Raw genomic sequence first — 25,704 nt, forward strand, 5'->3', positions numbered from 1 at the left:
ACTTGCACATATATGTTATTTAATTGTTTTTATTTGTAGCGTAAAATTGTTTCATTACCATATGAACAATATGCTCTGTCCGCGTCTTTCGCTCACTGGCATCTAATTCTTTATGTGCAAAACCTTGAACAGCCCCTCGCCACACTTTCTTCATCATTTGTGTATCTTCAATATAAATTAGAAAGCTGCCCTTATCTAAACCTTCGCTGGCGGGTAGACCTGGCGTTACGCCAAATTTTTCATTAATCGTTTCATCAGATAAGTCAGATGCTAATGCAATACCAAACCCTACATGAAAGGCTGCAGCTTTAGTGGTTGAATTGTATCGAAAACCATTTTTCTCAAGCTCTTGAATAATGGCATCAGAATACTGTTTATAAATATTTTGTGTTTGCTCAGCTTTTAATGACGTTTCTTCAACATATTTAGGGTCGAGAGAGAAAACACTACCTTGTGGATATGAAACAGGTAAATCTCTTACGCTCGAAATTGCTAAGTTACTTTGCTTACTAGGCGCTTCAGGTTCTACTTGCACACAGCCAATCAGTGAAACACTAACAATCGCCAAACATAATTTAAAAAGTTTATTCATGAAATTTCATTTCCAACAATGGGTTACTTTCTTGAAACCATTATACAAAGTTAATGGTTTCAAGAAAGTACTATTCGTCATAAAACTGCAACGCTTTGTAATTATGCTGTGCTGATTTTATGGCAACAGGAAGTAAATTACATGGAATCAACCTTCTCTGGGATATGGAATACGGAAAATAACGCTCTTTCATCCGTATTAAATACATTAACACAGCTCGCTAATGAACATTTCGACATTGAAATTTCACCACATAAGATGCTTGAAGAAAGTCATTATAGAGAGTTAGTACTTAGTGAATTAGCAAAGTTAGACCACCAAGAGATCAATGAACTAATAAGCTGGTTGCAAACACCAATAAAGAAAAACCCAAAGACTAAGGCACGACCTTTTCGTTTTATAGCCGTGACATTAGCATTAATAGCTATGATTGGCTGTGGTTATTGGTATTCAAGTTCGATGATATTGAATGAACCTACACTTAAAGCCCCTATAGTAACGATAGAAAAACAGTCACCTAAAGTAGAACAGACGAAACAGGCGTCTAAAATTGATGAACTTCCCCCAATTTTAGAGCCTATCCCGAGTATTGCTTTTCGGTTACATGGCTCAAATACTATTGGTGAGAAGCTTGCACCCGCCTTATTAGAAGCATTTTTAACACAACAAGGTGCTCAACAATTATCATGGAGAAAAGGAGCTAACTCTGTTGAACGAGAGTTACACTTTCTGCACGAAGGTAATAATAAATTTATTGAGTTACATGCTCACGGATCTAGTACTGCCTTTGCCGATCTCAAGTTAGCTAAAGCAGAAATTGGCATGGCTTCTCGTCGTATAAAAAATACAGAACTCCTAGAGCTAAGCGCTTCGCTAGGCTCATTAGATCAAGTGGGAAATGAACATATTATCGGCCTAGATGGCTTAGCTGTGATTGTTAATCAAAATAATGGATTAAAGAAACTATCCACAAAAACCCTTGCAAAAGTTTTCTCAGGAGAAATAAATAATTGGTCACAATTAGGCGGCGAAAATAAAGCAATCACAATTTACTCTCGCGATGAACATTCAGGTACTTGGGATACCTTTAAAAATTTAGTGTTAAAAAAATATAGTAAAAAACTCTCAGATAAGGCAATTAGGTTAGAGTCAAGCACAGAACTCTCAGCTAAGGTATCTCAAAATGAAAATGCCATTGGTTTTATCGGTCTAAATTATGTTTTACATAATAAAGCATTAGCCATAGCTGCATCAAAGAACACTACAGCAATATTCCCGACGCGTTTTACCATAGGTACAGAAGATTATGCCCTTGCAAGACGCTTGTATTTTTACACGCCAACCTCCGCTTCACCTTTAGTGAAGAGTTTTGCTCAATTCGCTATTTCTACTCAAGGACAAAATATTGTCGCTGAAACTGGGTTAATTTCTCAGAATATAAAATTAGAAGAGACCTACTTACAATCTGACGCGCCTTCAAAATACAATCATTACGTAAAAAATGGTAAACGCCTTTCTCTAAATTTCCGCTTTGATTATGCAACTAAGGATTTAGATAACAAAGGCAAAAGGGACTTGCACCGATTGGTCAGTTTTATGGAGCAACATAATGGCCGTCGAATTGCTTTGTTAGGTTTTTCAGACAGTGTTGGTGCACAATTAAAAAACCAAAACCTTTCCCTGCAAAGAGCAAAGTCTGTGGAATTAGAACTCACATCTCGGGGTATTCCCGTGATGTCCGTTGAAGGTTTTGGTGAAGCATTACCGATTGCTAACAATAATACTGAAGCCGGAAGAAAACGTAACAGACGAGTTGAGGTGTGGCTCCTTTAGTAGCCAAGTTAATAAGGGTATGTTGATATTCACAGGCAAAACGTGTTTATAAATGCTTTCGCAAGCTACTACATAAATAATGTCGAATATTCAACAGCCCTTGCTAACGTAAAAATTACTTAATATTTTTGAAACAATGTAGGCATACAATATAGATATCAGCTGCACTATAAGGATATCAGCATGTTTACTATTTTATCTAATGAAGCAAAATTAATCAGTTTTTTACAACAGGCTACCCATGAAGAGTGCGTTGAAATAAAAAACAATTTTGAACAAGTTATTGAGCTATTAAGTGCACCTGTAGCAGAGTTACTCGCTAATCGTCGTCACTATGGAGTGCTATTGCCACAAGGGAATACCAACCTACCCCACTCTAATGATGTGGCTGAAAATACCACTTTGACGTTATCGGTATTACTTAATGAAGCTTCCTTAATTCAATGTATTAATATGCTCTGCCTGACTGAAGCCGTTATTGTACGAGACAACTTTGATAATTGCCTCGAGTTAACAATATTTAACTCAACACCAAAGACTGGCACAGGAAATAATACCCCAAACTCAAAAAGCAATAGCAAGATGGTACAGCGCGTTAACGATGAACAAATCAATAACGTATCGCCTATTCGTATTAACGAAGTAAAACAACGCTTAACACAAGCGATGGATTATTCAGATGATCAAAAAGCACAAATAAAAAATAAATTGAACAAGCTATTATTCGAAGCTAACACCACCAGTGACACAAATTTTATCAAACAAGCATAGTTCAAGAACATAATTCAATAGCCAGTTTGCTTATAACAAGCTAGTTTGCATCATCAAAACAAAAAAGTATTGATATAATAACTTGCTAAAGTATATAAAAAAGCCTGAATATCACTATTCAGGCTTTCGTTTATAGAGCTAGAGCTACAGCAATAGATTTAAAATCTACTACATCATGCCGCCCATTCCGCCCATACCGCCCATGCCGCCCATATCAGGCATTGCAGGAGCTGCAGATGCATCTTGTGGCGCATCAGTGACCATTGCTTCAGTGGTTAACATTAAACCCGCTACAGAAGCTGCAAATTGTAACGCTGAGCGTGTAACTTTAGTTGGATCTAAAATACCCATTTCAATCATATTACCGTATGTACTGTTACCAGCATTGTAACCATAATTACCTTCACCATTACGTACTTCATTTAATACAACTGACGATTCATCACCACAGTTAGAAACGATTTGACGAATTGGCGCTTCCATCGCGCGAATAGCAACGTTAATACCGTGAGTCTGATCTTCATTAGCGCCTTCTAAATCTTTAATAGCACTTGCTGCACGAACTAGAGCAACACCGCCACCGGCAACTACACCTTCTTCAACAGCTGCACGTGTTGCATGTAATGCATCTTCAACACGGGCTTTTTTCTCTTTCATTTCAACTTCGGTTGCAGCGCCAACTTTAATTACTGCAACACCACCAGCTAACTTAGCTAAACGTTCTTGAAGTTTTTCTTTATCGTAATCAGAGGTAGACTCTTCAATTTGACCACGAATTTGAGCTACACGAGCTTGAATATCAGCTTCTTCACCAATACCATCGATGATAGTCGTATTATCTTTAGAAATGATGACACGCTTCGCTTGACCTAAGTCTTCTAACGTAGCTTTTTCAAGCTCCATACCAATTTCTTCAGAAATTACTGTACCCGCAGTTAAGGTAGCAACATCTTGAAGCATTGCTTTACGACGATCACCAAAACCAGGTGCTTTTACTGCAGCAACTTTTACAATGCCACGCATGTTGTTCACAACTAATGTAGCTAATGCTTCACCTTCAACATCTTCAGCGATGATAAGTAATGGCTTACCTGCTTTAGCTACGCCTTCTAATGTTGTTAATAATTCACGAATATTTGATACTTTCTTATCAACTAATAAGATGAATGGGCTTTCCATTTCAACGGTGCCATTTTCTTGGTTGTTGATGAAGTAAGGTGATAAATAACCACGGTCAAACTGCATACCTTCAACTACATCCAACTCGTCAGTTAACGCTTGACCTTCTTCAACAGTAATAACACCTTCCGTGCCTACTTTATCCATTGCGGTAGCAATGATTTGTCCAACTGTTTCATCAGAGTTAGCTGAGATAGTACCTACTTGTTCAATAGCTTTGTTATCTGTAACAGGCGTTGAGGCATCTTTTAATGAGGCAACCGCTGCAATAACAGCTTTATCAATACCACGCTTAAGATCCATCGGATTCATACCTGCAGCAATTGATTTTAAACCTTCATTAACGATAGCTTGTGCTAAAACAGTTGCAGTAGTAGTACCATCACCCGCTTCATCATTGGCTTTAGAAGCAACTTCTTTCACCATTTGTGCGCCCATATTTTCAAACTTGTCATCAAGTTCAATTTCTTTAGCCACACTTACACCATCTTTAGTGATTGTTGGACCACCAAAAGATTTATCTAAAACTACGTTACGACCTTTAGGGCCTAAGGTTACTTTTACCGCGTCAGCTAATACATTAACGCCTTGTAGCATTTTTACTCGTGCGTCATTTCCAAATAATACGTCTTTTGCAGCCATGTTATTTATTCCTATGATTTTGTTTATTTATAAAATAATTAGTTTTAAGTCTCCACACCCAAAAGAATTTTTAATTAAGTTAATTCCCTTAAGAGTAAAGAAGAAGCACGGAGCTGACACTAGTCAGTGAGTACTTCTGATGCCGCACTTAAGATGAAGAAGCGACATTAAAATTTCTACGACTATTCAACGATCGCTAAAATGTCAGATTCTGACAAGATCAATACTTCTTCACCGTCAATTTTTTCAGTTTTCATGCCGTAGCCTTCACTGAAAATAACTTGATCACCAACTTGCACATCAAGAGCGCGCACTTCACCGTTTTCTAAAATGCGACCTTTACCTACAGCAACTACTTCACCACGAGTTGATTTTTCAGCTGCGCTACCGGTTAACACGATACCGCCAGCAGACTTTGACTCAACTTCTTTACGTTTAATAATTACACGATCATGTAGTGGACGAATGCTCATCTATTCTCTCCTGAGATTTCTCAATTATTGACTAAATTCACTACCCAAGGGGTAGACTAAAACTTGTTGCTAATAGAAATGGGGATAAAAAAAGCCGACACAAGGCCAGCTTTCACTTTTTTTTATCCTATTGGGTTAGTTCAATCAGTCTTTACGCTGAAATTCACCTTCTAACGTCTCTCCATGATGATGAGAGGTGGGTTTATTTTCTTGTGAAAAAGGTTGTTGTTGTCCTTCATGTTCGTACACATTACCTTGGCTCGCCTGATGAAAAGAAGCCCCAGCACTAAATTGATTCACTTTCATATTCTTTTGTACTTGTGCTGCTATCGCGCTACGCACACCAGGAATAAGCAATGACAAGCCAAAAATGTCAGTTACAAAACCAGGGGTAACGAGTAACACGCCCGCTACAAGCAACATTAAGCCTGTTACAATTTCATTTGAAGGCATTTCACCTTGCGCCATTTTGCCCTGTACCGACTGAAGAGTAGCAATCCCCTGTTGACGCACATATTTAGCGCCCAGCCATGCGCTTAAAATCACTATAGCAACAGTTGGCCATACACCTAAAATTTCACCCACTTGCATTATCACAGTGATTTCAATAATAGGTACAACAATAAAAAGTACAAACAAAAGCCGAAACATATAATTACCTTGCTGATAAACCCAAATTAGGGCAGTACAGATAAAATTATTTTATAAGGTTTTATCTATGATGAAATATATATTGGGCTGAGTTGGTCTTTTTCAACTAAGTTCACGCTCTGTTACAAATAAGCGCGATTAGCTTGACCTAGTTAAAAGGATAGCCCTTAAATAATATATGACGCTTAGGGTATACTATCAAAACTAAACATGTTGCTAGGTGGTGTAAATTGTATCAATTAGTATTAACAACTTGCCCCGATATAGCAGTGGCAAAAACTATTGCTGAAATATTAGTAAGTAAAAAACTGGCCGCATGTGTAAACATAGTGCCTAATATTACTTCTGTATATCAATGGCAGGGAGAAATGCACTGTGATGAGGAAGTGCAACTTATTATAAAAACACTTGATACAGTTTTTACACAACTAAAAGAAGAAATAAATCTAGTACATCCTTATGACGTAGTAGAAATTATTGCCCTGAACGTCCAGCAGGGTGATGAACATTATTTAAACTGGATTTCTAACGCACTGAATTAATTGAATGAAGAATATTATCTCTATCTGGCTTATTGCCGCAATTAGCTTATTTATTGTTTCAACACCAACGCAAGCACAACAATCTATTTTTGATGTCTCTAGTAGCTCACTATTTAGCAATGACGATGAGTTTTTAAAAGTTGATGAAGCATTCATTTTTAATTTTCATCAACAAGATAATCAACTAAGCATCACTTTTGACATTGCTGAAGGATATTACCTATACCGTCATCAATTTAAAGTTTCAGGTCAAGATGTTAGCTTTGAGCCTTTAGATTTACCACAAGGCATAGAGCACGAAGATGAATTCTTCGGTGTTCAACAAATATATACTGAACCACTAACATTTATCATCAATATAAAAGAAGCGAAAAAAGATGCTCTGCTGACATTAAGCTACCAAGGCTGTGCCAAAAAAGGCTTATGTTACCCACCTGAGCGTAAAAAAATACAGTTGAATAAAGTTGATGCTAATAGTGCTAGCAGCGCTAATGTCTTATCTGCTATTGCAAATGAACCTGCCTCGACGCAAGTCCCTCAAACAGTAGAAAATAAAAGTGAACAGCATCAATTAGTTGATATGTTAAAGCAAGACAGTGTGCTGTTAACTTTATTGGCATTCTTTGTTGGTGGTTTACTATTATCTTTCACGCCTTGTGTATTCCCTATGTACCCTATTCTGACTGGCATTATTGTGGGTCAAGGCAAACAATTAACCAGTAAAAAAGCATTCAGTTTATCTTTTGTCTATGTGCAAGGTATGGCAGTTACTTACACTATTTTGGGTATCGTTGTCGCGATGGCAGGAGCAAAATTCCAAGCCGTTTTTCAGCACCCTGTTGTTTTAATTAGCTTAAGTGCTTTATTCATATTTTTAGCTTTATCTATGTTTGGCGTGTTTAATTTAGCACTACCAGCAAGCTGGCAAGAAAAACTTAATAACTTGAGTAACAAGCAAAAAGGTGGCTCTTACTCTGGCGTATTAATGATGGGCGTCATTTCTGGCTTAGTCGCTTCACCTTGTACTACAGCACCATTAACAGGGGCTTTGTTATATATTTCTCAAACAGGTGATGTGTTATTAGGCGCCTCAGCGCTTTATGCCTTAAGTTTAGGTATGGGTTTACCTTTACTCGTCTTAGGTAGTTCTGGTGGTAAATTATTACCAAAAGCTGGTGCTTGGATGAATATCATCAAAAATATTTTTGGTTTACTTTTATTAGCCGTACCTATTTTCTTACTTGATAGACTTATTCCTGCACTAGCAAGTGAAATCTTGTGGTCTATATTATTGCTAGCAACTGGCGGGTACTTTTTTGTTGCCAATCAGGCTTCAAAAAACGTAAACAACTTTGGTTATGGCTTACGTGCAGTAATAATATTTGTACTTATCTTCTATGGCGCAAATAAACTATATCAAACAGTATTTCCGAGTAGTCAAGTCATAGCTCAAGTAGAGCAAGCACATATCAATTTCACCAAAGTGATTACACTGGATGAGTTACATCAAACTGTAGCTGATGCAAATCAGCAAGGTAAAACTGTTATGGTCGATTTATATGCTGATTGGTGTATCGCTTGTAAAGAATTTGAGAAGTACACTTTTGTTGCGCCTCAAGTGCAACAAGCGCTCAACAACACTCTTTGGGTACAAATAGATATGACAGAGTTCGACTCTGCTTCGAACAGTGAGTTAGCAAAGCATTACAATATTTTAGGATTACCTTCTATTTTATTCTTTGATTTAAATGGTAAGGAATTAAGCAACCAAAGAACTACTGGCTTTATGGGAGCAGATGAATTTGCTGCCCATATCAATAGTTTTTTCTAATAAACACTTAAGAAAAATAGCATTAATTGGCCTGAGTCTAGTTCAGTTTCTTGATCTATACTCAGGCAGATTTAATCACATCTGACTCTACTTTTAATTTCCAATAACCAGCAGATATATGTTTATCCATAAAGGTAAACAGCTCAATTTCAGGCACTGGTTTTGAATAATAGTAACCTTGAATTAAATCACAATCATTTTCCGATAAACTCATGAGTTGCGCTTTAGTTTCAACGCCTTCTGCAATCACTGTTAGTCCTAAGTTTTTAACCATAGCAATCGTAGATTTAATAATTTGATAGTCAGAATGATTTTCTAACATACCGAAAATAAAGCTTTTATCAATTTTAATGACATCGACAGGTAACTTTTTCAAATAAGCTAGTGAAGAGTAACCGGTTCCAAAATCATCAATAGCAAAGCTAAAACCAATATCTTTTAATGCCTCCATCATGGCGATAGTGTGATCAATATCTTTTACTAACGTTTGCTCGGTGAGCTCTAATTCAAAGCTCTGAGCTGTTAGAGAGAATTCCTGTAAAAGCGACTGTAAAAATGCCGGCAAATTAGCATCTACGAACTGACCAGCCGATAAATTAATAGCTATACGAATATCATTTAAACCATAACGCTTTATTTCAACAGCAAGCTCAAAACAGCGACGCATGATCCAATATCCCAATTCAATCATGTGTTGTGAGTTTTCAAGAATAGGTATAAAGTCTTCTGGTGAAATCATACCTCGTTCAGGGTGTTTCCAGCGCAGTAACGCTTCGAAGCCGTAGAGTTTTTTAGTTTTTGCACATAACTGTGGTTGTAAACTTAAGCTAAACTGCTCCCTTGCTAATGCCTGCCTTACTTCCCCTTCTAACATGACTCGATGCGCCACTCGTTGGAACATTTCTTGATGATAAACATGGTATTGGCTACCGCCACTGTCTTTTGCTTCATACATAGCAATATCTGCATGACTGACTAGATCGTCCGCCTTTTCATTGGCAGACTCCGTATAAGCAATACCAATACTGGTAGAAATATAGAAAATACTAGAATCAAGTTTGATTGGCTCTTTAAATTGTTGAAGTACTTTTTCAGCTACGTTAATGGCATCTTCAACATTGGTTAAGTGGCTTAATACAAGTACAAATTCATCGCCGCCAAAACGACTCGCTAAATCAATTTCTCCGACACTTAGCCTGACACGTTCAGCCGCTTGCATTAGTAGTTTATCACCAATATTATGACCATTACTGTCGTTAACTTTTTTGAAATCATCTAAATCTAAAAACAATACCGCGACACCACCTTTATAACGACCGATATTAGCAATAGACTTTCTTAATTGATAATTGAGCATGTTTCGATTTGGTAAACCAGTGAGCAAATCGAACATTGCAATATTTTCTAATTCATTGGTTTTTTGCTCAACTTCAAGGTTAAGCTGCTCTAATTCAAAACTTAACTCGACTGCAGAATCTGACAATATATCGAGTTCATCGGCAAATATTTTTTGTCCCTTAAACTTCACTTCCCTGAATTGATCAAACTTCTTATGGGCTAACAAAGGCAAAGCATTCGATAATTGCAATAAACGTTTGGTAAATGGACTTGCTATGACATAGACCCAAATCGCTAAGGCAACAAAAATGCCTGTTAACGACAACAAGAAATTCCAGCGATAACTTTCATGTTTTTGCTTATAATCAGTAACATCATCAATTAATGTTAAGTAGTATTCCTGCTTTTTATTTTTAGCCAATAACAACATGTTGGTGAGGTAGTTAGCACCCGCTAAATCCGATGATAATCCTTGCTCAAGAACCGACTCTAGTACAGTAGTATTCCCTTTTGAAGTTAAAAGAGATTGAGTTAAATCCATATCGGAAGCAGAAATAATTTTGCCATTGCCAAATTGAAAGTTATCATGTTGAGCAGAGGAGAAACTTAAGACAGCCACCTCTCGGTTTAACGCTGTTTTAATAGCATAGAGCATATCAACTAATGAAGCGCTCATCGTTACAACAACCATATCTCCACGTTTATTTAATAACGGTAAACTTAATAACAGTTGACAATTATTAGGGCAATAAATTTGGTTTCTGGGTTCTTGTAACCGAAACACTTGCGAAATATTTGCTTGTACTTCCATGGGAAAGTTATCTGTGGCAAATAATATTTCGTGATTACTATCAACCAGCCAAATATCTTCAACATTTAAATGCATCTGTAGTGCATCATACTGCTGATTAAGTTGTTCACTTAAAAGCGAAAAATCTTCTTGTTGAGATAATTTGATCAGGTCAGTAAATGACTCTATCCACAAGGTTAATTTATTTCTCAGAATATCATTATGCAATATAACCTGAGTTTGACCTTGCTCTAATGTTGTAGCCCTAAATTGACGATAATCTTCTTGTAATCGCATCAATGATAAGGAAGAGAAACCAATAGCAAGCAATAATAACGTTGAGACAATTAACGTTAATAATTGGGTAGGTACACCAACAAATTTCTTAGTCATAATACTACATCTCTTAGAACCAATACATTAGTTGAGCGGCCCATAACTGCCAATCTTCAGAGTCATTTATTCTTGGATTAGGCACTACAACAGGTGTTAGACGCCCTGCACCATGTACCCAGTGATACTCCAATCTTAAACTCAAGTTACTGGTAAAGTCATAGGTCAAGCCTAGCGTTGTATCTTTATGATAACCAAAATATGCTGGAATCAATCCCATACTTTCTTCTTCTAATTTCTTCCCATCTTTATCTTCTTTATTTAGGTAGAAATCTTCGTAGCGAGCTAAAAAGGTTAAATCTGAAGTAATTTTATAGCGGGTTTGAAAATAATAGCCCTGCGCTATATTGTCACTATGAAATTGCGGAAAGTAAAAACCTGTAGTTTTAAATCTCGACTGATAAACCTCACCACTAAATTCCCAAAATTCCCCCTCATACAAAGCATTTAAAGTATAAAATTGAAATGAAAATTCAGCATCAAAGAAAGCATCTGGCTTTTCGGGCTTAGCGCTTTGATAGGTAAAATCAGAATCAAGTAATGATAAGCCAAATCGCCATTGCGAGAAGGCAGGCTGCCAATAAAAGCTCGTTTGTAAATCAAATTCTTGCTTTGCATTGCCTGTTGCAAACTCACTAAGTAAGTTCATAGCTTGCTCATCTGAGATTGGTGAACGCCCATAAGTTAAGTTAAAGTCAAAATTACCGTAATCATCATTACTGTGACTTAATTTTACTCCTGCGCCATCATGGCCAACGGCTATATCTCTAAAGCCATCAAAATACACAGATTGAGGAAGTATAATACTAGGGCGAGCAAAAGGTACTGTTCTTGTACTTGAATATAACCAATGGTTATTCTTAGAACGCCCTGCATATATATTGAGTTGCCAATTTTCTGTAGCAATAGCTGACCAATCAATTAAAGCATAGTCAACACGAACACCTTTTTCATAGCGATTGCCACCATCTAAATAGACAACTTGTCCGGCCAACCTAAACTGTGAACTTAATTGCCAAGAGGCGTTTAAGCCAACTTCTGTTAATTCTGTTGATAATGAGCCATCGTCATTGACAAAGTCACTACCATTAACATCGATTACACCTAAAGCAACAAAACCATGTAACTGCAAATTATCAGTATCAAAAAACTCTTGATTATTTGACGCTTCTAGGTCGACTGTATTTTCTTTAGGTTTCGTACTTTCTTGGGCATATAGCGGCATTGACATCAAGGTCAATAACACAAGAAGGAAAGCACCTTGAATTATAGCGGCACTAGTTTTCAATTTTGATAACATTTACGGCTCCTTCGTCAAGGTTGTTATCTTGGCTAGGCGTATCTATGTAACCTATAGCCCCAGGTGTTGACTTGATTGCATTAAACAGAGCTTCAGGAGTTTTCACTATGGTTGGTGCAACTCCGAGCCCTGAGTATGTCAACTTATGCCAAATTCGATTTAGCTGATAAGGAAAGACTTGCAGCCTTTCTTTGGAGAAACGTTGATGTAATTCATGCTGACTTGGCAGTACAAAGACTTTAATAGTACTGTTATCAGACCAACGTAATTGCCGCATCGTATAGATACGCTTTAACTGAGAAGTTGAGAGAGTAGAGTCTTTTACAGAAATATGCGCAATAACTTCAACAGCATATGCTGAAGAAGCGATAGGTATTCCTATAATAAGAAAACTTAACAAAATTAGTTTTTTGATAGTACGATCCTTGTAAGAAAGCAAACCCACTTAATATGCCGACCAAATAATCTTTAAAATCAATCAAATAACACATCGAAAGCCTAGAACTCATTGTAGTCAATAAATTCCATTAATGCCACAAATCATCCACTTAAAGAGATTAGACCAGTATTTTGCTGCTAAATTCTTCGAAAACACTATAATAATCGCCAATATTAAAAAAATTGAGAAAAACTCAGTTTATTGTTCACAGCCTTCATGATTTATGTAAGTATTGGCGATATCGCAACTTTAGACGTATTTTTACAACAAATGACAGCAAAATTTAAAGTTTTAGTGTTAAATGGCCCAAACTTAAATATGTTAGGCAAACGTGAACCAGCAATCTATGGCACAGAGTCATTGAATGATATTGTCGAGTTATTAACAAAAAAAGCACAACAATTTGAAATGCAACTTGAGCATTTACAATCTAACGCAGAATATCAGCTGATAGATCGTATTCATCAAGGTCATGAAAATGTCGACTTTATTATCATTAACCCTGCGGCATTTACACATACAAGTATTGCGTTAAGAGATGCGTTGCTAGCAGTATCAATACCTTTTATAGAAGTGCATTTTTCCAATGTACATGCCAGAGAAGAGTTTAGAAAACATTCTTTCTTATCTGACATCGCTGAAGGAGTTATCTGTGGCTTAGGTTCTCAAGGCTACTTTTTTGCCTTAGAAGCCGCAAAGCAGTATTTATTAAGCAAACAGGCTAATTAGTCTAAGGGCGTTTTTCCATTTCATATGAACTACGCCAAACGAAACAAATTATTACAGTTAGTCTTTTTAGACTAACTTACTATTAAATCAAGTATTATTGAAACAAAGGTGTTCAAATGGATATTCGTAAAATAAAAAAACTTATTGAGTTAGTTGAAGAATCAGGCATTAACGAATTAGAAATATCAGAAGGTGAAGAGTCTGTACGTATCAGCCGCGGCGGCTCAGTAGTTGCTACAGCACCAGTTGTACAAGCAGCACCAGTAGCAGCGGCTCCTGTTGCAGCGCCAGTAGCAGCGGCTCCAGCGGAAGCAGCAGCTCCTGCGCTTTCTGGCCATATTGTTCGTTCACCTATGGTTGGAACTTTCTACGCGTCAGCTTCTCCTGATGCACCTGCTTTTGTTGAAGCAGGCCAACATGTTAATGCTGGTGACACGCTTTGTATTGTTGAAGCAATGAAAATGATGAACCAAATTGAAGCTGATAAATCTGGCGTTATCAAAGAAATTCTTGTGCAAAACGAAGATGCTATTGAATTTGACCAACCGCTATTCATCATTGAATAAGCCCAACCTAAAAGGGTCATTCCATGTTAGATAAAGTTGTTATCGCCAACCGTGGCGAAATTGCACTAAGAATATTACGTGCATGTAAAGAGCTAGGTATTAAAACAGTTGCTGTACATTCAACAGCTGATAAAAATCTTAAGCACGTGTTATTAGCAGATGAAACTATCTGTATTGGTAAAGCACCTGCAATGGAAAGTTACTTAAACATTCCTTCAATAATTACTGCTGCAGAAGTTACTAATGCGGTTGCTATTCATCCAGGCTATGGCTTTTTAGCTGAAAATGCAGATTTTGCTGAGCAAGTTGAACAGTCTGGATTTGCCTTTATTGGTCCTAAAGCTGAAAGCATTAGAATTATGGGTGATAAAGTTGCTGCTATTCAAGCAATGAAATCAGCTGGCGTACCGTGTGTTCCTGGCTCTGATGGCCCATTAACAGATGACGAAGAAGTTAATAAGGCACATGCTAAACGTATCGGTTACCCGGTTATTGTAAAAGCTGCCGGCGGCGGCGGTGGCCGTGGTATGCGTGTTGTTCGCAATGAAGAGGAATTGATTGATTCAATCAACCTGACTAAAAAAGAAGCAGGAGCATTCTTCAAAAATGAAATGGTTTACATGGAGAAATTCCTTGAAAACCCTCGCCACGTTGAGATTCAAATTGTCGCAGACGGTCAAGGCGGCGCAATTCATTTGGGTGAGCGTGATTGTTCTATGCAACGTCGCCACCAAAAAGTAGTTGAAGAAGCTCCAGCACCAGGTATTACCCCTGAAATGCGTGCTAAAATTGGTGAGCGTTGTTGTAACGCCTGTATTGAAATTAACTATCGGGGCGCAGGTACATTCGAGTTCTTATATGAAAACGGTGAGTTTTACTTCATTGAAATGAATACCCGTATTCAGGTAGAGCACCCTGTGACAGAGATGATTACAGGTATCGACTTAATCAAGGAGCAACTACGTGTTGCTGCTGGACTACCATTATCTTGTACACAGGATGATATTAAAATTTCAGGTCACTCAATCGAATGTCGTATTAATGCTGAAGATCCTCGTACTTTTATACCTTCTCCGGGTAAAATCACACGTTTCCACCCACCAGGTGGCTTAGGTGTTCGTTGGGACTCTCATATTTACGCAGATTATTCTGTACCACCTCACTATGACTCAATGATTGGTAAACTAATTACTTGGGGTGATAATCGTGACGTAGCAATAGCTAGAATGAGAAATGCGTTATCTGAGTTAGTTATTGACGGTATTAAAACTAACATTACCTTGCATCAAGACATCTTAAATGATCAAGGCTTTGTTAATGGTGGTGCTAACATCCACTACTTAGAGCATAAATTAGCTGAACTTGAATAGTTTTTGGTAAATTATTATCATAATAGCTATCTAAAAAGCTCTGCCTTGGCAGAGCTTTTTTATTATATTTGGCCCTTAAAATAGAAGAATAGTTATGTCGGATTTAAAGGAAAAACCTACGCAACCAGAAGATGATGATTGCTGTGGCGGTGGTGCGTGTAATCCATGTGTTTGGGATCATTATTACGCCGAACTTCAAAAATGGCGGATAGAGCAAGCTAAATTAAAAGAAGAGCAAGCAGATAAAAACAACAATAAATAAATAAATAAATAAATGAGTGAAACCTAATCCTTGCCCACATTTGCCTTTATTAAATAATCTGGCAAAATAAACCAGCAATATTGACTAACCGATTAAAACTCATGGAAAAGGACAAGGAAAACAATATGAAAGCCCTTAAAAATACGCTAATAGCTTCATCACTTGTGATCACATCATCAGCCCTTACTGGTTGTGGTTCAACCGCAGAATCAAGTGCTGATTTAGCAACAAACTACCCTGGATTTTCTGAAGGAGCAAAAGTTTACTCTATTGTTAACCTTCACCCAGATTCTCCAAAAAACCGTCTATACGCGATGAATTATCAACTACCTCGAGTGTTACCAATTTGTAGTGAGTTTATTATTCAAGATATAGCAACAAAGCGCATTGAATTAACTTATAAAGGGATGGACTATTATTACGATTGGGATAAATACACCCGTTCTGCAGGTCAATCATTAGCAGAGAACTTTAACTTGTTCTTTAGCGAATCATGTGATGAAGCGAAAGCTAAAGTGAAGCAATTAAGTCAACTTGATCAAGACGGTATTAAGAAAGGCAAGCCATTAGTCGGTATGAGTAAAGAAGGGATTTTACTCGCAATGGGTAGACCACCTATTCACGCTACTCCTGATCTAGAAGGCAACAGCTGGACTTACTGGATTAACAAGTGGGCTAGAAACATTATAGAATTTGATGAAAATGGCAAAGTAAAAGAAATCGTGAAATAAACGTCATCCTTCTCGTTTTCATAAAGCCAGTATTATTACATATACTGGCTTTATTCGTACTGGCGGTTAATTTTAATACTACAATTAATTACAGCTCACCTACAATTCACAACAGTTATAGCTAAAACTTAACGCTACTATTACCTTACCAATAAATAGTGAGGTAATGCATATGTTTACTCAATCAATACCGACTCAACGATTTAACAATGTTATAGAGCAAAGAAGAGGCGATAGCACACAAGATTCACTATGGGAAAACTGAATTTAAGCCAACAATTCTCGGTGTGTAGTCTTGGCCAGTTTGGTTATATATTATCCTATGTACGAACTATCAATAATAAGAACCTAGCCATACTCAAGCTTGACAATAAAATAGCAACCATCAATGAAGAAGGTGCTATTAATATTAGCCCCTACATTTCCATAAGAGGCATGTAGTTTCTGAAAATCTAATCTTTTAAGCAAAAGAAGAGACAGTTCATAGAAACTGCCTCTTCTAACTTTTAAATAACTTTTAATTAACTTTTAATTAATTTGAGTTATTAAACTTTAGCAATACGTTTTGCAAAGCCATTCGCTTTGGCAAATCCAATACTCGAACGATTAGCTAAACGAGTAAACATTAGATAGCACCACGGCACCAAAAATAAGCTGGTGATCGTTGAAAAAGTTAAACCACCAATAATGGCAATCGCTAGTGGTGAGTATGACGGACCATCCCCCCCTATTTGCGTAGAGCCTAACGCTAATGGCACCATGCCTAACACTGTAGTCGCTACCGTCATCAATACTGGACGAAGTCTAGTGACACAAATATCAGCAATAACCGACTCTAACTGTTCAAGTTTAGGCGACATTTGATTAATTTGATCAATCAATACTATCCCATTATTCACCACGATGCCCATGAGTATTAAAATTCCTATCATGCCCATCACAGACATGTTGGTGCCCGTGATTAAAAAGAACCAAAATACACCAACAATAGAATAGATAATTGAGCTAATGATCGCTGCAGGCAGCAATAATGACTCAAATAGGGCAGCCATAACAATATATATCATTGCCAGCGCTAACAGCATGTTCACCATCATAATATTCTGCTCTTGCTGCTGACGGTTAAAGCCACGACCTAACTTCCAAGAGTAACCTGAAGGTAAGTTTAACGTAGCCATGGCTTGTTCAATGCGCTCTTTAGCTTGCTCCATTGTTATTTCATTTAAATTTGCACCTATAGTAAGTGCTGTATGACGCTCTTCCCGATAAATAGTGGCTAATCTAGGTTGTGCTTTAAAGTTCGCGACACTTTCTAAACTAATATCTTGTCCATCTATTTGGGTGATTGGTAATTTTTTCAGCTGGTTTAATGAATACTTCAAACGCTCATCGTAAAGTAAGCGAATATTCACTTCACCATTAGGATCATGTCTAAAGCTGCGTAGTTGCAGGCCTCTTAATGCTGTACCCACAATTTGCGCGACTTGGCTTGAATCTAAACCTAATTGATTGGCTTTAAATCGATCAATTACAATCACCATTTCTTTTTGATGTTGTGAGATATCACTCTTAACATCAGCCAGGCCCTCAACATGAGATAGTACAGGTACAATTTGCTCTGAAAGCGTCATCAACATTTCAGTTGATGGGCCTAATAACGTTAAACTAACCCCACCAGATTTAGCACTTTGCCAACCAAAGTCAGGCTTTGCTTCCGCAAAAACTGGCATATTTTTTCGGATACGTTCTTTCAAGGTATTCATTGAAATATCACGATCTTCTTTTAATAATAATGTCGACGATGCGCGTTCACCATTGTAATAGCTATATACAGACTCAATATAAAATTCTTCTTGATTAGCGTATAAATACTCTTCCATACGATCAACCATTGCCTCAACATGTTCCAGCGGAAATTGCCCTTCAACATGATAGCGCATAAACAAGCGAGTACCGTCTTGATTGTCATTGTTGTCTGAAGTAATAACGCCCATAGGTATTGCTGTACTTGCCAATATTAATAGTGCGACAAAGCCTGTAATTTTTGGATGCGCTAATACCCAAGTTAAGCTACGTTTATATTTTTGACTTGCTTTTGACGGTTTATTATCAACTTGTTTAGCACCGATATTATCTAATGATATTTTACTTAGTAATAAAGGCAGTAAGGTTTTAGCAATCAATAAAGACGCCGCTAATGAAATGCATATCGCAATAGCAACATGCTCTAAAAATACCGTTAATTGAACTTTTTCGCCGATAATATTTGGCATAAAAACAATCATTGTCGTTAACGTACCTGTCATCACGGCAAGTGATACTTTATCTACCCCTAATAGAATATTGCTTATTTTTCCTGCTTTATCCTTAGCTGGTGTGGCTTTATGTTGCGCCGCTATAGATTCGGTAATCACAACAGAATTATCAACTAACATACCTACAGCAAGTAATAAGCCCATCATAGATAATATGTTTAGAGAATAATCTAAAAAGAACATCACCGCTAAAGTGATACAAATAGAGAAAGGTACTGAAGCGACAACGAGCAATGTCGCTGTGGTATTACGAACAAAAAGATAAAGCACGATAAATGACAATGCCGCCCCTATTGCGCCAGCCATTAGTAGGTCTGACAATGAATCAGTAACTCCTTTAGCTTGGTCTTCCATCATAAATATGTTGATACCGCTAAATTGTGGACTTTGTGAAATTTCATCAACGAGCTTAACCACTCGACCTGCAACTTCAACCAAATTAGCGCTGGACTCTTTAAATACATTCACGCCGATAGCATAACTTCTATCTAAATGTCTGCCATCTTGTCTCTCCGGTTGCTCAAATTGAACACTAGCGACATCGCCTAAATAGACATTATCTTTTACCATTAGCGCATTAATATCATTTAAGTTAGTGAATTCACCTTTCGGGCTGATACGTATGGTATTGGTTGCCGACTTTAAAGAACCAGCATTAATAGTAAAATTATGAGCCTGTAATGTTTGGGTTAATTGGCGAACATCAACACCATGACTTGCCATACGATCACTTAGTAAGCGAATTGAAATTTGCCTTTGATCAACACCGTACAGCTCTACTTTAGATACACCGGTTAATCGCTCAAGTGGCTTTTTCAAATAATTGTTTAGTAACTGAAAACTATTCTTTAACTCACGTTCACTTGAGATACGTAATGTAAGTATTGGCATATCAGCCGTTGAAAACTGATAAACAAAAACACGCTGTAAATCTTCTGGTAACAAGTGACGAACAGCATCAATTTTTTCACGTGCTTCAATAGCCTTGCCGGTTAAGCTGCTTTCCCACTCAACCTCAATACCAATTTCACTGCCGTGTTCTGTTGAACGTGAATTAAGGCGCTGAATACCGCCCATAGTCGCCAGCGCTTCCTCCAATGGTTTTGTCACTAATCGCTCAACTTCAGCGGGGGTTGAAGCTTGATAAGGCGCACTAATCATCATTTCGGGAATATCAATGCCCGGCCACTTCTCTAGCGGTAGTAATTGGCTTGCTGCAACGCCCATTAACAACATAGTCAAGCAAAGCATCATGGTCGTCACTGGCTTTCTAATAGCCAGTGCAGTTAGGTTTAAACGGCTTTTAGACATTTTGAGGCTCCGTTAACGATTTAACCTGAGTTGACGTTACATTTTGCTTGTTAGATTCCTCATTAAAACGCTTATGATCAAACAATTGATACAGGGCTGGTAAAATGATTAAGGTCAAGAAAGTTGAACACAATAAACCACTGATCACTGTAATCGCCATTGGCGTTCTTAATTCAGCCCCCTCACCCACGCCTAGCGCCATGGGTAATAAACCTAGTGCGGTTGTGAGTGTTGTCATAATAATAGGTCTTAATCGTGATTGGGCCGCTTGCTTAATAGCTTCAACTTTATCCTTGCCCTGCGCTCTTAATTGATTAATTCTGTCGACCAATACAATGGCGTTATTCACCACTATACCTGCCAACATAATTAAACCAATAAACACTATTACGCTAATATTGCTGCCAAATAGGTACAAACCATATATGGATCCAACACCGGCAAGCGGTACGCTAAATAAAATTAACAATGGCTGTAATAGTGATTCAAATTGTGAAGCCATCACTAAGTAAACTAAAAATACCGCCAAGGTTAACGCCATGATCATCGAGTTAAACGACTGTTGCATCTCTTCACTTTGGCCACCAAACGTTGGTACAACTGACAAAGGTAATTTTAATTGCTCAATTAACTGACTGGCATGAGCGACAGCACTGTTTTGATCTCCTACTGCAATATTGGCACTGATCACGGCAACACGTTGCTGATTAATACGGTTTATTTGAGCAGGCCCTACAGTTTCCACTATGTCACTAATGCTGTCTAAGGTAATAGGAAAATCACTATTTGGATTCACCACAAGCTCTCGTAAATCTTTAACCGAATCACGCTGTTTTTCATCACTGCGCACTAAAATATCAATTTTCCTATCGAGCAAAGTGTATTTACTGGCAATATTTCCGCCAACTTTCACCGCTAGCAAGCGTGCAATATCGGGGGCGTTTAATCCTAACTGGGCGATTTTTTGCTGATTGAAATGAATAGCTAATTCAGGCTGACCTTCACGCTGACTATTTGCCACATCAACAAACACCGGAGAACTTTCCATTTTTTGTGTTAATTGCTTACTGTATGTAGATAGCAAATCAAGATCATAGCTCGCAAGCTCAATACTAATAGGCTTACTAAAGGTGAACAGCTCAGGTTGATTTAACTGTGTTGTTGCACCTACAAGCTTACGAGTGAATTGTCGAATATCATCCATCACTTGTTGCTCATCTTCGCTATTATGAAGCATTACTTGCAAGCGTGCTTGGTGCTCACCACCTTTATCAGCACTACTGGTCATCAAACTACCACGACCAGTTAATGAGTAACTACTTTTTACCCTATCATCTTTTTGTAAGTATTCAGCGACTTGATTAATAGTGCGATCAGTAACAGCTAACGGTGTACCTGGTGCTAACTCTAATTCCACATAAAACTCACCTTGCGCAAGCGGTGGTAATAACTCAACGCCAATTCTTGGCAAAATAACTAATGCAGAACCAGCAAATAGAAGACTAATAAATAATGTCGTAACGCTATGCTTAAGAGATAGTGACAATGATTTCGCGTATACCTTAGCTAATTGCTCAAATAAGTAATTAAAACCCGCAGTAATTGGTTTCATGATAATAGAAGCGACTTTATTAACCCCATGAAACACTAATAAGACAATACGACTTATCAACATAGGCAGCCAAGTAAATAACAACTTAAATGGTAAACCCAATATGAAAATTATTTTTTTATGCCAGACTAACTGTTTAAATGAAGCAGATTTTGAGCTAGCTTCTGAGGCGGGAATATCTTCAGCCGACTTCATTTGTCGTGATGCCAACATAGGAATTAAGGTTAACGCGACAAACAAAGAAGCAATTAATGCAAAAGCAACAGTCATAGCTTGGTCTGCAAATAACTGTCCTGCAACACCTTCAACGAAAATCAATGGTACAAAAACCGCTAACGTCGTAAGTGTTGAGGCAATAATGGCACCACTTACCTCTTTAGTTCCTTTTCTAGCAGCTTCGATAACACTACAGCCTTGCTCTTTGTATCGCGCAATATTCTCTAGTACGACAATCGCATTATCCACGAGCAAGCCTGTAGCCAATGCAATACCACCAAGAGACATAATATTTAAGCTAATACCATTGCCATACATCATATTAAATGTCGCAATAACTGATACAGGAATCGATAGAGAAATAATCAAGGTTGGCGTAATTGAACGTAAGAATAAATACAAAATAACCATAGCAAGTAAGCCACCAATAATTGCAGCAGACTTCACTTCACTAATTGCATTACTAATAAAAGTCGATTGATCATAAACAACCGTTAACTCATACTTATCGCCTAGCAGTTTATTAATGCTATTTAATTTTCGTTTAATAAGCTGCGCCACTTGTACTGTATTGGCATCACCTTCTTTATAAATAGCCAATTCTACCGCTTCAATTGCATTAATACGTGTTACATCGGTACGCTCTTTATAACCATCCACAATAGTAGCAATATCATTCAACATAATGATTTGATCATTCTCACGATAAACCACCAACTCACCAATTTGACTGATATCGGTAAATTGATTCAAAGTGCGTACAAGATATTGCGTATTACCTTCAATTAATTTTCCTGCAGAGACATTAATATTTTCTGCATTAATGCGATTAATGATTTCCTGACTACTCAGGTTTAACTGCGCTAATTTGTGTTGGTCAATTATTACTTGGTACTCTTGCTCTAAACCACCGCCTAGTTTAACTGAAGCAACACCTAGTAACGATTCTAGTTGGCGCTTCACATCATACTCAGCAAAAGTTCTTAGTTTAGTTAGGCCAGACACCGAATTATCTTTGGTTTGTAAACCTAAACGAACAATGGGATCTAAAGACGGATTAAACTTGAGAATCAGTGGCTTTTGCACATCAAGAGGTAAACGTATTAAATCTAGTTTTTCTCTCACTTCTAAGCTGGTGATATCCATAGCGACGTCCCACTCAAACTCAAGTAAAACATCAGATTGACCTGCTTTCGATACAGAACTTATCTTTCTTAACCCTTTAACAACGCCAACGGCTTCTTCAATGGGTTTAGTGATTAATTGTTCAACCTCTGCTGGCGCTGCACCGGTATAATTGGTTCTCACGGTTAAGGTTGGATAAGACAGCTCAGGCAATAAGTTTACAGCAAGACGTGATAAGCCAACCAAACCAAATAGCATGACAGCAAAAGTAAACATCCACACCGTTACAGGACGTTTTATAGCAACATCAACAATACTCATGAAAGTGCTCCAATAGTATTAACACTCGCACATAGCAGCGTCAAAAAAGTAATGGCAACCGCAATGACGGGGTGTTTTGCCACGGAAAAGAATAAGGCATCAAATAAGTTAATCATGGCTAATCCTTTACTTACCTGCCTTGGCAATTGCAGTATCACTCTCTTTTACAACTTCATCAGATAGAGAACCTTCTTCTGATTTACCATTTAGCACTTCTACTAACGCATCGGCTTTTAGATTATGCTGACCATTAACAACGACAATATCACCTTCTTGTAATTCACCGCTTATTTCTGTTATTTGTTCTTGTACAAAGCCTTTTTCAATCACAACTTCAACCGCTTTATTATCTTTAACTAAGTACACCTTGCTTTGGTTATCTAGCGTGATAATGGCATCACTTGGAATCGTTAAAGTATTTTCATGGGTATCAAACGTTAAGGCTATTTGTGCAAACATACCTGGCTTTAATTCCAAGCTGCTATTGTCTAATGATAAAATGACTTTAAAAGTGCCGCTTCGGCTATCAATAACCGGTGAAATAGAACGAACTTCAGCCATAAACTGTTTGCCTTGACGGGCACTAAAACTTAGCAAGGCGCGTTGTTGTAATTTCACATGACTCAATTGATGTTCAGGTAAATAAACAACCGCTTGTAAACTTGATTGATCAACGATATGAAAAAGTTTCTGATAGCCTTGAGTAAAATGACCAGCTTTTACAAATCGCTTAGAAATATAACCTGAAATTGGTGCAACAATTTGGCTATCTTTTAAATCTAACGCTGCTAACTCTCTAGCCGCTACCGCGCCTTGGTGTTGATATTTCAACTTATCAGACGCTTGAGCACTTACCAATTGTTTTTCAGCCATCAAAGATAAACGTTGTAACTCTTGATTGATGCCAGCTAACTCAGCATCAGCTTTAGCTAATGCCAACTCATAACGACGAGGATCAATTCGAGCTAATACTTGCCCTTTCTCAACAAAATCACCTTCTTCGATGGTTAACTCTTCAATAATTCCGGTTACACGAGTAATAATATCTGCTTCATTACGTGACTCTAAGGTTGCTGTCGTATGAAAATTTGATGATATGTCATTACGCTCGATATTGGCTACCATCACAGGTATAGCAAATTCTTCTTTTACTGTTTCATCTTCTTTCGCTTTTGGTTCAGAACAAGCTGATAACAAGACTGTGGCGCTCATAGCAGTCACTAGTAATAATTTTTTTGATAAAGTAAGCATTAGTTATTTCCATATTTATTTTGATGCTTTTAAAATAGCACAGGGTATGCCAACAGGTTATTTTCTATATGTAACAACAAATTACATAACCTTACATAAAATTACCTGATGATAAATTAGTGAAATTGACTAATAGTGTGGTCAATTTAGTCAAATAGTAACAAGTCTTAATAAAGTCCTTATTTCATAGCTTTACAAATAAATTTGACGCATAAAAAAGCCTCGTAAATACGAGGCTTCGCATATAATAGTCATTTTCACTCAACGCTATTACCACATAAAAATTAATATAAATGTTAAATGTTTCTGTATTCTAATAAATTGAATAAAGTGCTTCTCAACTCAATCTATCTGAAAATTTCTCTTCAAAAGCCATTAAGACATCATGCAACTTAAGTGACAGACTATTTTAATAATTTTTACATCTTTTATTTTTTGCCAAAATGCTTACTAAACCAAGTAAATGCTCAATTATAGGATTCATGCTAGGCCCTATGGCTTTATTTCGGTAAGAGAGAAAAAAATATCAGGGGACTTTTGGACAATATCATTGTAGTGGCAGAAATATTGCCGCAATGGGGAATGCTATCAATATAGCCACTTAGTCATAATGTCATTTAACGAGCCGTCTATTTCCATTGCTCTAAAAGCATTCCTGTACTTTTCAACAAGGGCTTTTTCACTTTGTAGATTAAATGCAAACCCCAATTGCTGCTTATTTATAATTCCTGCGGATTCAACAGTAAATTTATCAAGGCAATACCCTAAGGTAATAATTTGATAACGCAAGGAGGTTTTACCAGCAACAATGTAGTCCACACGCTCCTTTACCAACATATCAATCGCTTGTGCAAAGCTGTTCACAAGATATAAGTTTGAGTTAATTTCAAGCCCTTTAGTTAACAACAAAGGCAAGTTTGAATCTTGCCTCGGAATAGCAGAAGTCAAACCCTGAACATTTACCCAGTTTAAAGGAGGTCGTTTTTTTCCGCTATTAAGGGTCCAAAAGCTAATTTCATCTTCCAATGGAATCAAACCAACCCATTGAAATAGAGATTCTCTTTCTTTCGTGTATGTCATACTGAAAATTAGTGTATTTGGCTTAGACATTGCTAATTTAT

General features: G+C 37.4%; 21 protein-coding genes. 10 read left to right on the plus strand and 11 right to left on the minus strand.

The genetic code is table 11. From position 1 onward, the window contains the following. Positions 1-19: 19 nt before the first annotated feature. Positions 20-592: a DUF4136 domain-containing protein gene (locus tag EPA86_RS09725; protein ID WP_140603254.1), complete on the minus strand. Its 573-nt coding sequence runs from the start codon at positions 590-592 to the stop codon at positions 20-22. Positions 593-733: 141 nt separating this feature from the next. Here EPA86_RS09725 and EPA86_RS09730 point away from each other — a divergent pair, with 141 nt between their 5' ends. Both EPA86_RS09730 and EPA86_RS09735 read left to right on the plus strand, forming a co-directional pair. After that, positions 734-2,425: a substrate-binding domain-containing protein gene (locus EPA86_RS09730; protein ID WP_140603255.1), complete on the plus strand. Its 1,692-nt coding sequence runs from the start codon at positions 734-736 to the stop codon at positions 2,423-2,425. A 183-nt stretch (positions 2,426-2,608) separates the two neighbouring features. Next, a complete protein-coding gene (locus EPA86_RS09735) occupies positions 2,609-3,196 on the plus strand; it encodes a hypothetical protein (protein WP_140603256.1) in 588 nt (195 codons plus the stop codon). 168 nt (positions 3,197-3,364) lie between these two features. Here the strand turns inward: EPA86_RS09735 and groL are convergent, their stop codons facing one another. The 3 genes from groL to EPA86_RS09750 form a co-directional block, all read right to left on the minus strand. Further along, on the minus strand, positions 3,365-5,017 hold the full coding sequence (gene groL / locus EPA86_RS09740; protein WP_140603257.1) for a chaperonin GroEL: 1,653 nt from the start codon (positions 5,015-5,017) through the stop codon (positions 3,365-3,367). A gap of 182 nt (positions 5,018-5,199) precedes the next feature. After that, on the minus strand, positions 5,200-5,490 hold the full coding sequence (locus EPA86_RS09745) for a co-chaperone GroES (RefSeq protein ID WP_140603258.1): 291 nt from the start codon (positions 5,488-5,490) through the stop codon (positions 5,200-5,202). Between the two features lie 144 nt (positions 5,491-5,634). Beyond that, positions 5,635-6,141 (minus strand): FxsA family protein, encoded by a 507-nt coding sequence (locus EPA86_RS09750; RefSeq protein ID WP_140603259.1) that lies wholly within the window; start codon positions 6,139-6,141, stop codon positions 5,635-5,637. 230 nt (positions 6,142-6,371) lie between these two features. Between EPA86_RS09750 and cutA the strand changes: the two genes are divergently transcribed. Together cutA and EPA86_RS09760 are read left to right on the plus strand one after the other, a co-directional pair. Then, a complete protein-coding gene (gene cutA / locus EPA86_RS09755; RefSeq protein WP_140603260.1) occupies positions 6,372-6,683 on the plus strand; it encodes a divalent-cation tolerance protein CutA in 312 nt (103 codons plus the stop codon). Positions 6,684-6,687: 4 nt separating this feature from the next. Then, positions 6,688-8,514 carry a protein-disulfide reductase DsbD gene (locus EPA86_RS09760; protein WP_140603261.1) on the plus strand — a complete coding sequence of 609 codons (1,827 nt, stop codon included), beginning with the start codon at positions 6,688-6,690 and terminating at the stop codon, positions 8,512-8,514. Positions 8,515-8,575: 61 nt separating this feature from the next. On the opposite strand, the gene EPA86_RS09765 is transcribed toward EPA86_RS09760, so the two are convergent. The 3 genes from EPA86_RS09765 to EPA86_RS09775 are packed head-to-tail and all read right to left on the minus strand — an operon-like array spanning position 8,576 to position 12,735. Further along, positions 8,576-11,035, minus strand: coding sequence for a putative bifunctional diguanylate cyclase/phosphodiesterase (locus tag EPA86_RS09765; protein ID WP_140603262.1), 2,460 nt, complete (start codon positions 11,033-11,035; stop codon positions 8,576-8,578). A gap of 13 nt (positions 11,036-11,048) precedes the next feature. Continuing rightward, positions 11,049-12,335, minus strand: a complete 1,287-nt coding sequence (locus EPA86_RS09770; protein WP_211664924.1) for a TonB-dependent receptor — start codon at positions 12,333-12,335, stop codon at positions 11,049-11,051. Beyond that, a complete protein-coding gene (locus EPA86_RS09775; protein WP_211664925.1) occupies positions 12,313-12,735 on the minus strand; it encodes a type 2 periplasmic-binding domain-containing protein in 423 nt (140 codons plus the stop codon). The genes EPA86_RS09770 and EPA86_RS09775 overlap by 23 nt, the downstream gene beginning before the upstream one ends. 309 nt (positions 12,736-13,044) lie before the next feature. On the opposite strand from EPA86_RS09775, the gene aroQ reads away from it, so the two are divergent. The 6 genes from aroQ (at position 13,045) to EPA86_RS09805 (ending at position 16,873) form a co-directional block, all read left to right on the plus strand. After that, the gene (gene aroQ, locus EPA86_RS09780) at positions 13,045-13,503 is read left to right on the plus strand and encodes a type II 3-dehydroquinate dehydratase (RefSeq protein ID WP_140603425.1); all 459 of its coding nucleotides are present in this window, start codon (positions 13,045-13,047) and stop codon (positions 13,501-13,503) included. A gap of 116 nt (positions 13,504-13,619) precedes the next feature. Further along, positions 13,620-14,069 carry an acetyl-CoA carboxylase biotin carboxyl carrier protein gene (gene accB / locus EPA86_RS09785; protein WP_140603263.1) on the plus strand — a complete coding sequence of 150 codons (450 nt, stop codon included), beginning with the start codon at positions 13,620-13,622 and terminating at the stop codon, positions 14,067-14,069. Positions 14,070-14,092: 23 nt separating this feature from the next. Then, positions 14,093-15,439: an acetyl-CoA carboxylase biotin carboxylase subunit gene (accC, locus tag EPA86_RS09790; RefSeq protein ID WP_140603264.1), complete on the plus strand. Its 1,347-nt coding sequence runs from the start codon at positions 14,093-14,095 to the stop codon at positions 15,437-15,439. Positions 15,440-15,533: 94 nt separating this feature from the next. Then, on the plus strand, positions 15,534-15,701 hold the full coding sequence (locus EPA86_RS09795; RefSeq protein WP_140603265.1) for an oxidoreductase-like domain-containing protein: 168 nt from the start codon (positions 15,534-15,536) through the stop codon (positions 15,699-15,701). A 125-nt stretch (positions 15,702-15,826) separates the two neighbouring features. Then, entirely contained in the window at positions 15,827-16,432 is a 606-nt protein-coding gene (locus EPA86_RS09800) for an outer membrane protein assembly factor BamE (protein ID WP_140603266.1), read from the plus strand. A gap of 252 nt (positions 16,433-16,684) precedes the next feature. Continuing rightward, positions 16,685-16,873: a hypothetical protein gene (locus tag EPA86_RS09805; protein WP_140603267.1), complete on the plus strand. Its 189-nt coding sequence runs from the start codon at positions 16,685-16,687 to the stop codon at positions 16,871-16,873. Between the two features lie 104 nt (positions 16,874-16,977). Here EPA86_RS09805 and EPA86_RS09810 read toward each other — a convergent pair whose 3' ends face one another. The 4 genes from EPA86_RS09810 to EPA86_RS09825 all read right to left on the minus strand — a co-directional run bounded on the left by EPA86_RS09810 (position 16,978) and on the right by EPA86_RS09825 (position 25,693). Then, positions 16,978-20,058: an efflux RND transporter permease subunit gene (locus tag EPA86_RS09810; RefSeq protein WP_140603268.1), complete on the minus strand. Its 3,081-nt coding sequence runs from the start codon at positions 20,056-20,058 to the stop codon at positions 16,978-16,980. Further along, on the minus strand, positions 20,051-23,332 hold the full coding sequence (locus EPA86_RS09815) for an efflux RND transporter permease subunit (RefSeq protein WP_140603269.1): 3,282 nt from the start codon (positions 23,330-23,332) through the stop codon (positions 20,051-20,053). The genes EPA86_RS09810 and EPA86_RS09815 overlap by 8 nt, the downstream gene beginning before the upstream one ends. Before the next feature lie 126 nt (positions 23,333-23,458). Beyond that, complete coding sequence (locus tag EPA86_RS09820; protein WP_140603270.1) at positions 23,459-24,583, minus strand: efflux RND transporter periplasmic adaptor subunit; 1,125 nt, start codon at positions 24,581-24,583, stop codon at positions 23,459-23,461. A 588-nt stretch (positions 24,584-25,171) separates the two neighbouring features. Further along, entirely contained in the window at positions 25,172-25,693 is a 522-nt protein-coding gene (locus tag EPA86_RS09825; RefSeq protein WP_140603271.1) for a substrate-binding periplasmic protein, read from the minus strand. Between the last annotated feature and the right edge of the window lie 11 nt (positions 25,694-25,704).

Origin of the sequence: Litorilituus lipolyticus, from assembly GCF_006439335.1 — a bacterium.
Lineage (GTDB): Bacteria > Pseudomonadota > Gammaproteobacteria > Enterobacterales > Alteromonadaceae > Colwellia > Colwellia lipolytica.

What these genes read in the sequence shown, in the direction of transcription:
- EPA86_RS09725 (WP_140603254.1), bottom strand. Translation starts at nt 592, where the DNA reads ATGAATAAACTTTTTAAATTATGTTTGGCGATTGTTAGTGTTTCACTG.
- EPA86_RS09730 (WP_140603255.1), top strand. Translation starts at nt 734, where the DNA reads ATGGAATCAACCTTCTCTGGGATATGGAATACGGAAAATAACGCTCTT.
- EPA86_RS09735 (WP_140603256.1), top strand. Translation starts at nt 2,609, where the DNA reads ATGTTTACTATTTTATCTAATGAAGCAAAATTAATCAGTTTTTTACAA.
- groL (WP_140603257.1), bottom strand. Translation starts at nt 5,017, where the DNA reads ATGGCTGCAAAAGACGTATTATTTGGAAATGACGCACGAGTAAAAATG.
- EPA86_RS09745 (WP_140603258.1), bottom strand. Translation starts at nt 5,490, where the DNA reads ATGAGCATTCGTCCACTACATGATCGTGTAATTATTAAACGTAAAGAA.
- EPA86_RS09750 (WP_140603259.1), bottom strand. Translation starts at nt 6,141, where the DNA reads ATGTTTCGGCTTTTGTTTGTACTTTTTATTGTTGTACCTATTATTGAA.
- EPA86_RS09760 (WP_140603261.1), top strand. Translation starts at nt 6,688, where the DNA reads ATGAAGAATATTATCTCTATCTGGCTTATTGCCGCAATTAGCTTATTT.
- EPA86_RS09765 (WP_140603262.1), bottom strand. Translation starts at nt 11,035, where the DNA reads ATGACTAAGAAATTTGTTGGTGTACCTACCCAATTATTAACGTTAATT.
- EPA86_RS09770 (WP_211664924.1), bottom strand. Translation starts at nt 12,335, where the DNA reads ATGTTATCAAAATTGAAAACTAGTGCCGCTATAATTCAAGGTGCTTTC.
- aroQ (WP_140603425.1), top strand. Translation starts at nt 13,045, where the DNA reads ATGACAGCAAAATTTAAAGTTTTAGTGTTAAATGGCCCAAACTTAAAT.
- accB (WP_140603263.1), top strand. Translation starts at nt 13,620, where the DNA reads ATGGATATTCGTAAAATAAAAAAACTTATTGAGTTAGTTGAAGAATCA.
- accC (WP_140603264.1), top strand. Translation starts at nt 14,093, where the DNA reads ATGTTAGATAAAGTTGTTATCGCCAACCGTGGCGAAATTGCACTAAGA.
- EPA86_RS09795 (WP_140603265.1), top strand. Translation starts at nt 15,534, where the DNA reads ATGTCGGATTTAAAGGAAAAACCTACGCAACCAGAAGATGATGATTGC.
- EPA86_RS09800 (WP_140603266.1), top strand. Translation starts at nt 15,827, where the DNA reads ATGAAAGCCCTTAAAAATACGCTAATAGCTTCATCACTTGTGATCACA.
- EPA86_RS09805 (WP_140603267.1), top strand. Translation starts at nt 16,685, where the DNA reads ATGGGAAAACTGAATTTAAGCCAACAATTCTCGGTGTGTAGTCTTGGC.
- EPA86_RS09810 (WP_140603268.1), bottom strand. Translation starts at nt 20,058, where the DNA reads ATGTCTAAAAGCCGTTTAAACCTAACTGCACTGGCTATTAGAAAGCCA.
- EPA86_RS09815 (WP_140603269.1), bottom strand. Translation starts at nt 23,332, where the DNA reads ATGAGTATTGTTGATGTTGCTATAAAACGTCCTGTAACGGTGTGGATG.
- EPA86_RS09820 (WP_140603270.1), bottom strand. Translation starts at nt 24,583, where the DNA reads ATGCTTACTTTATCAAAAAAATTATTACTAGTGACTGCTATGAGCGCC.
- EPA86_RS09825 (WP_140603271.1), bottom strand. Translation starts at nt 25,693, where the DNA reads ATGTCTAAGCCAAATACACTAATTTTCAGTATGACATACACGAAAGAA.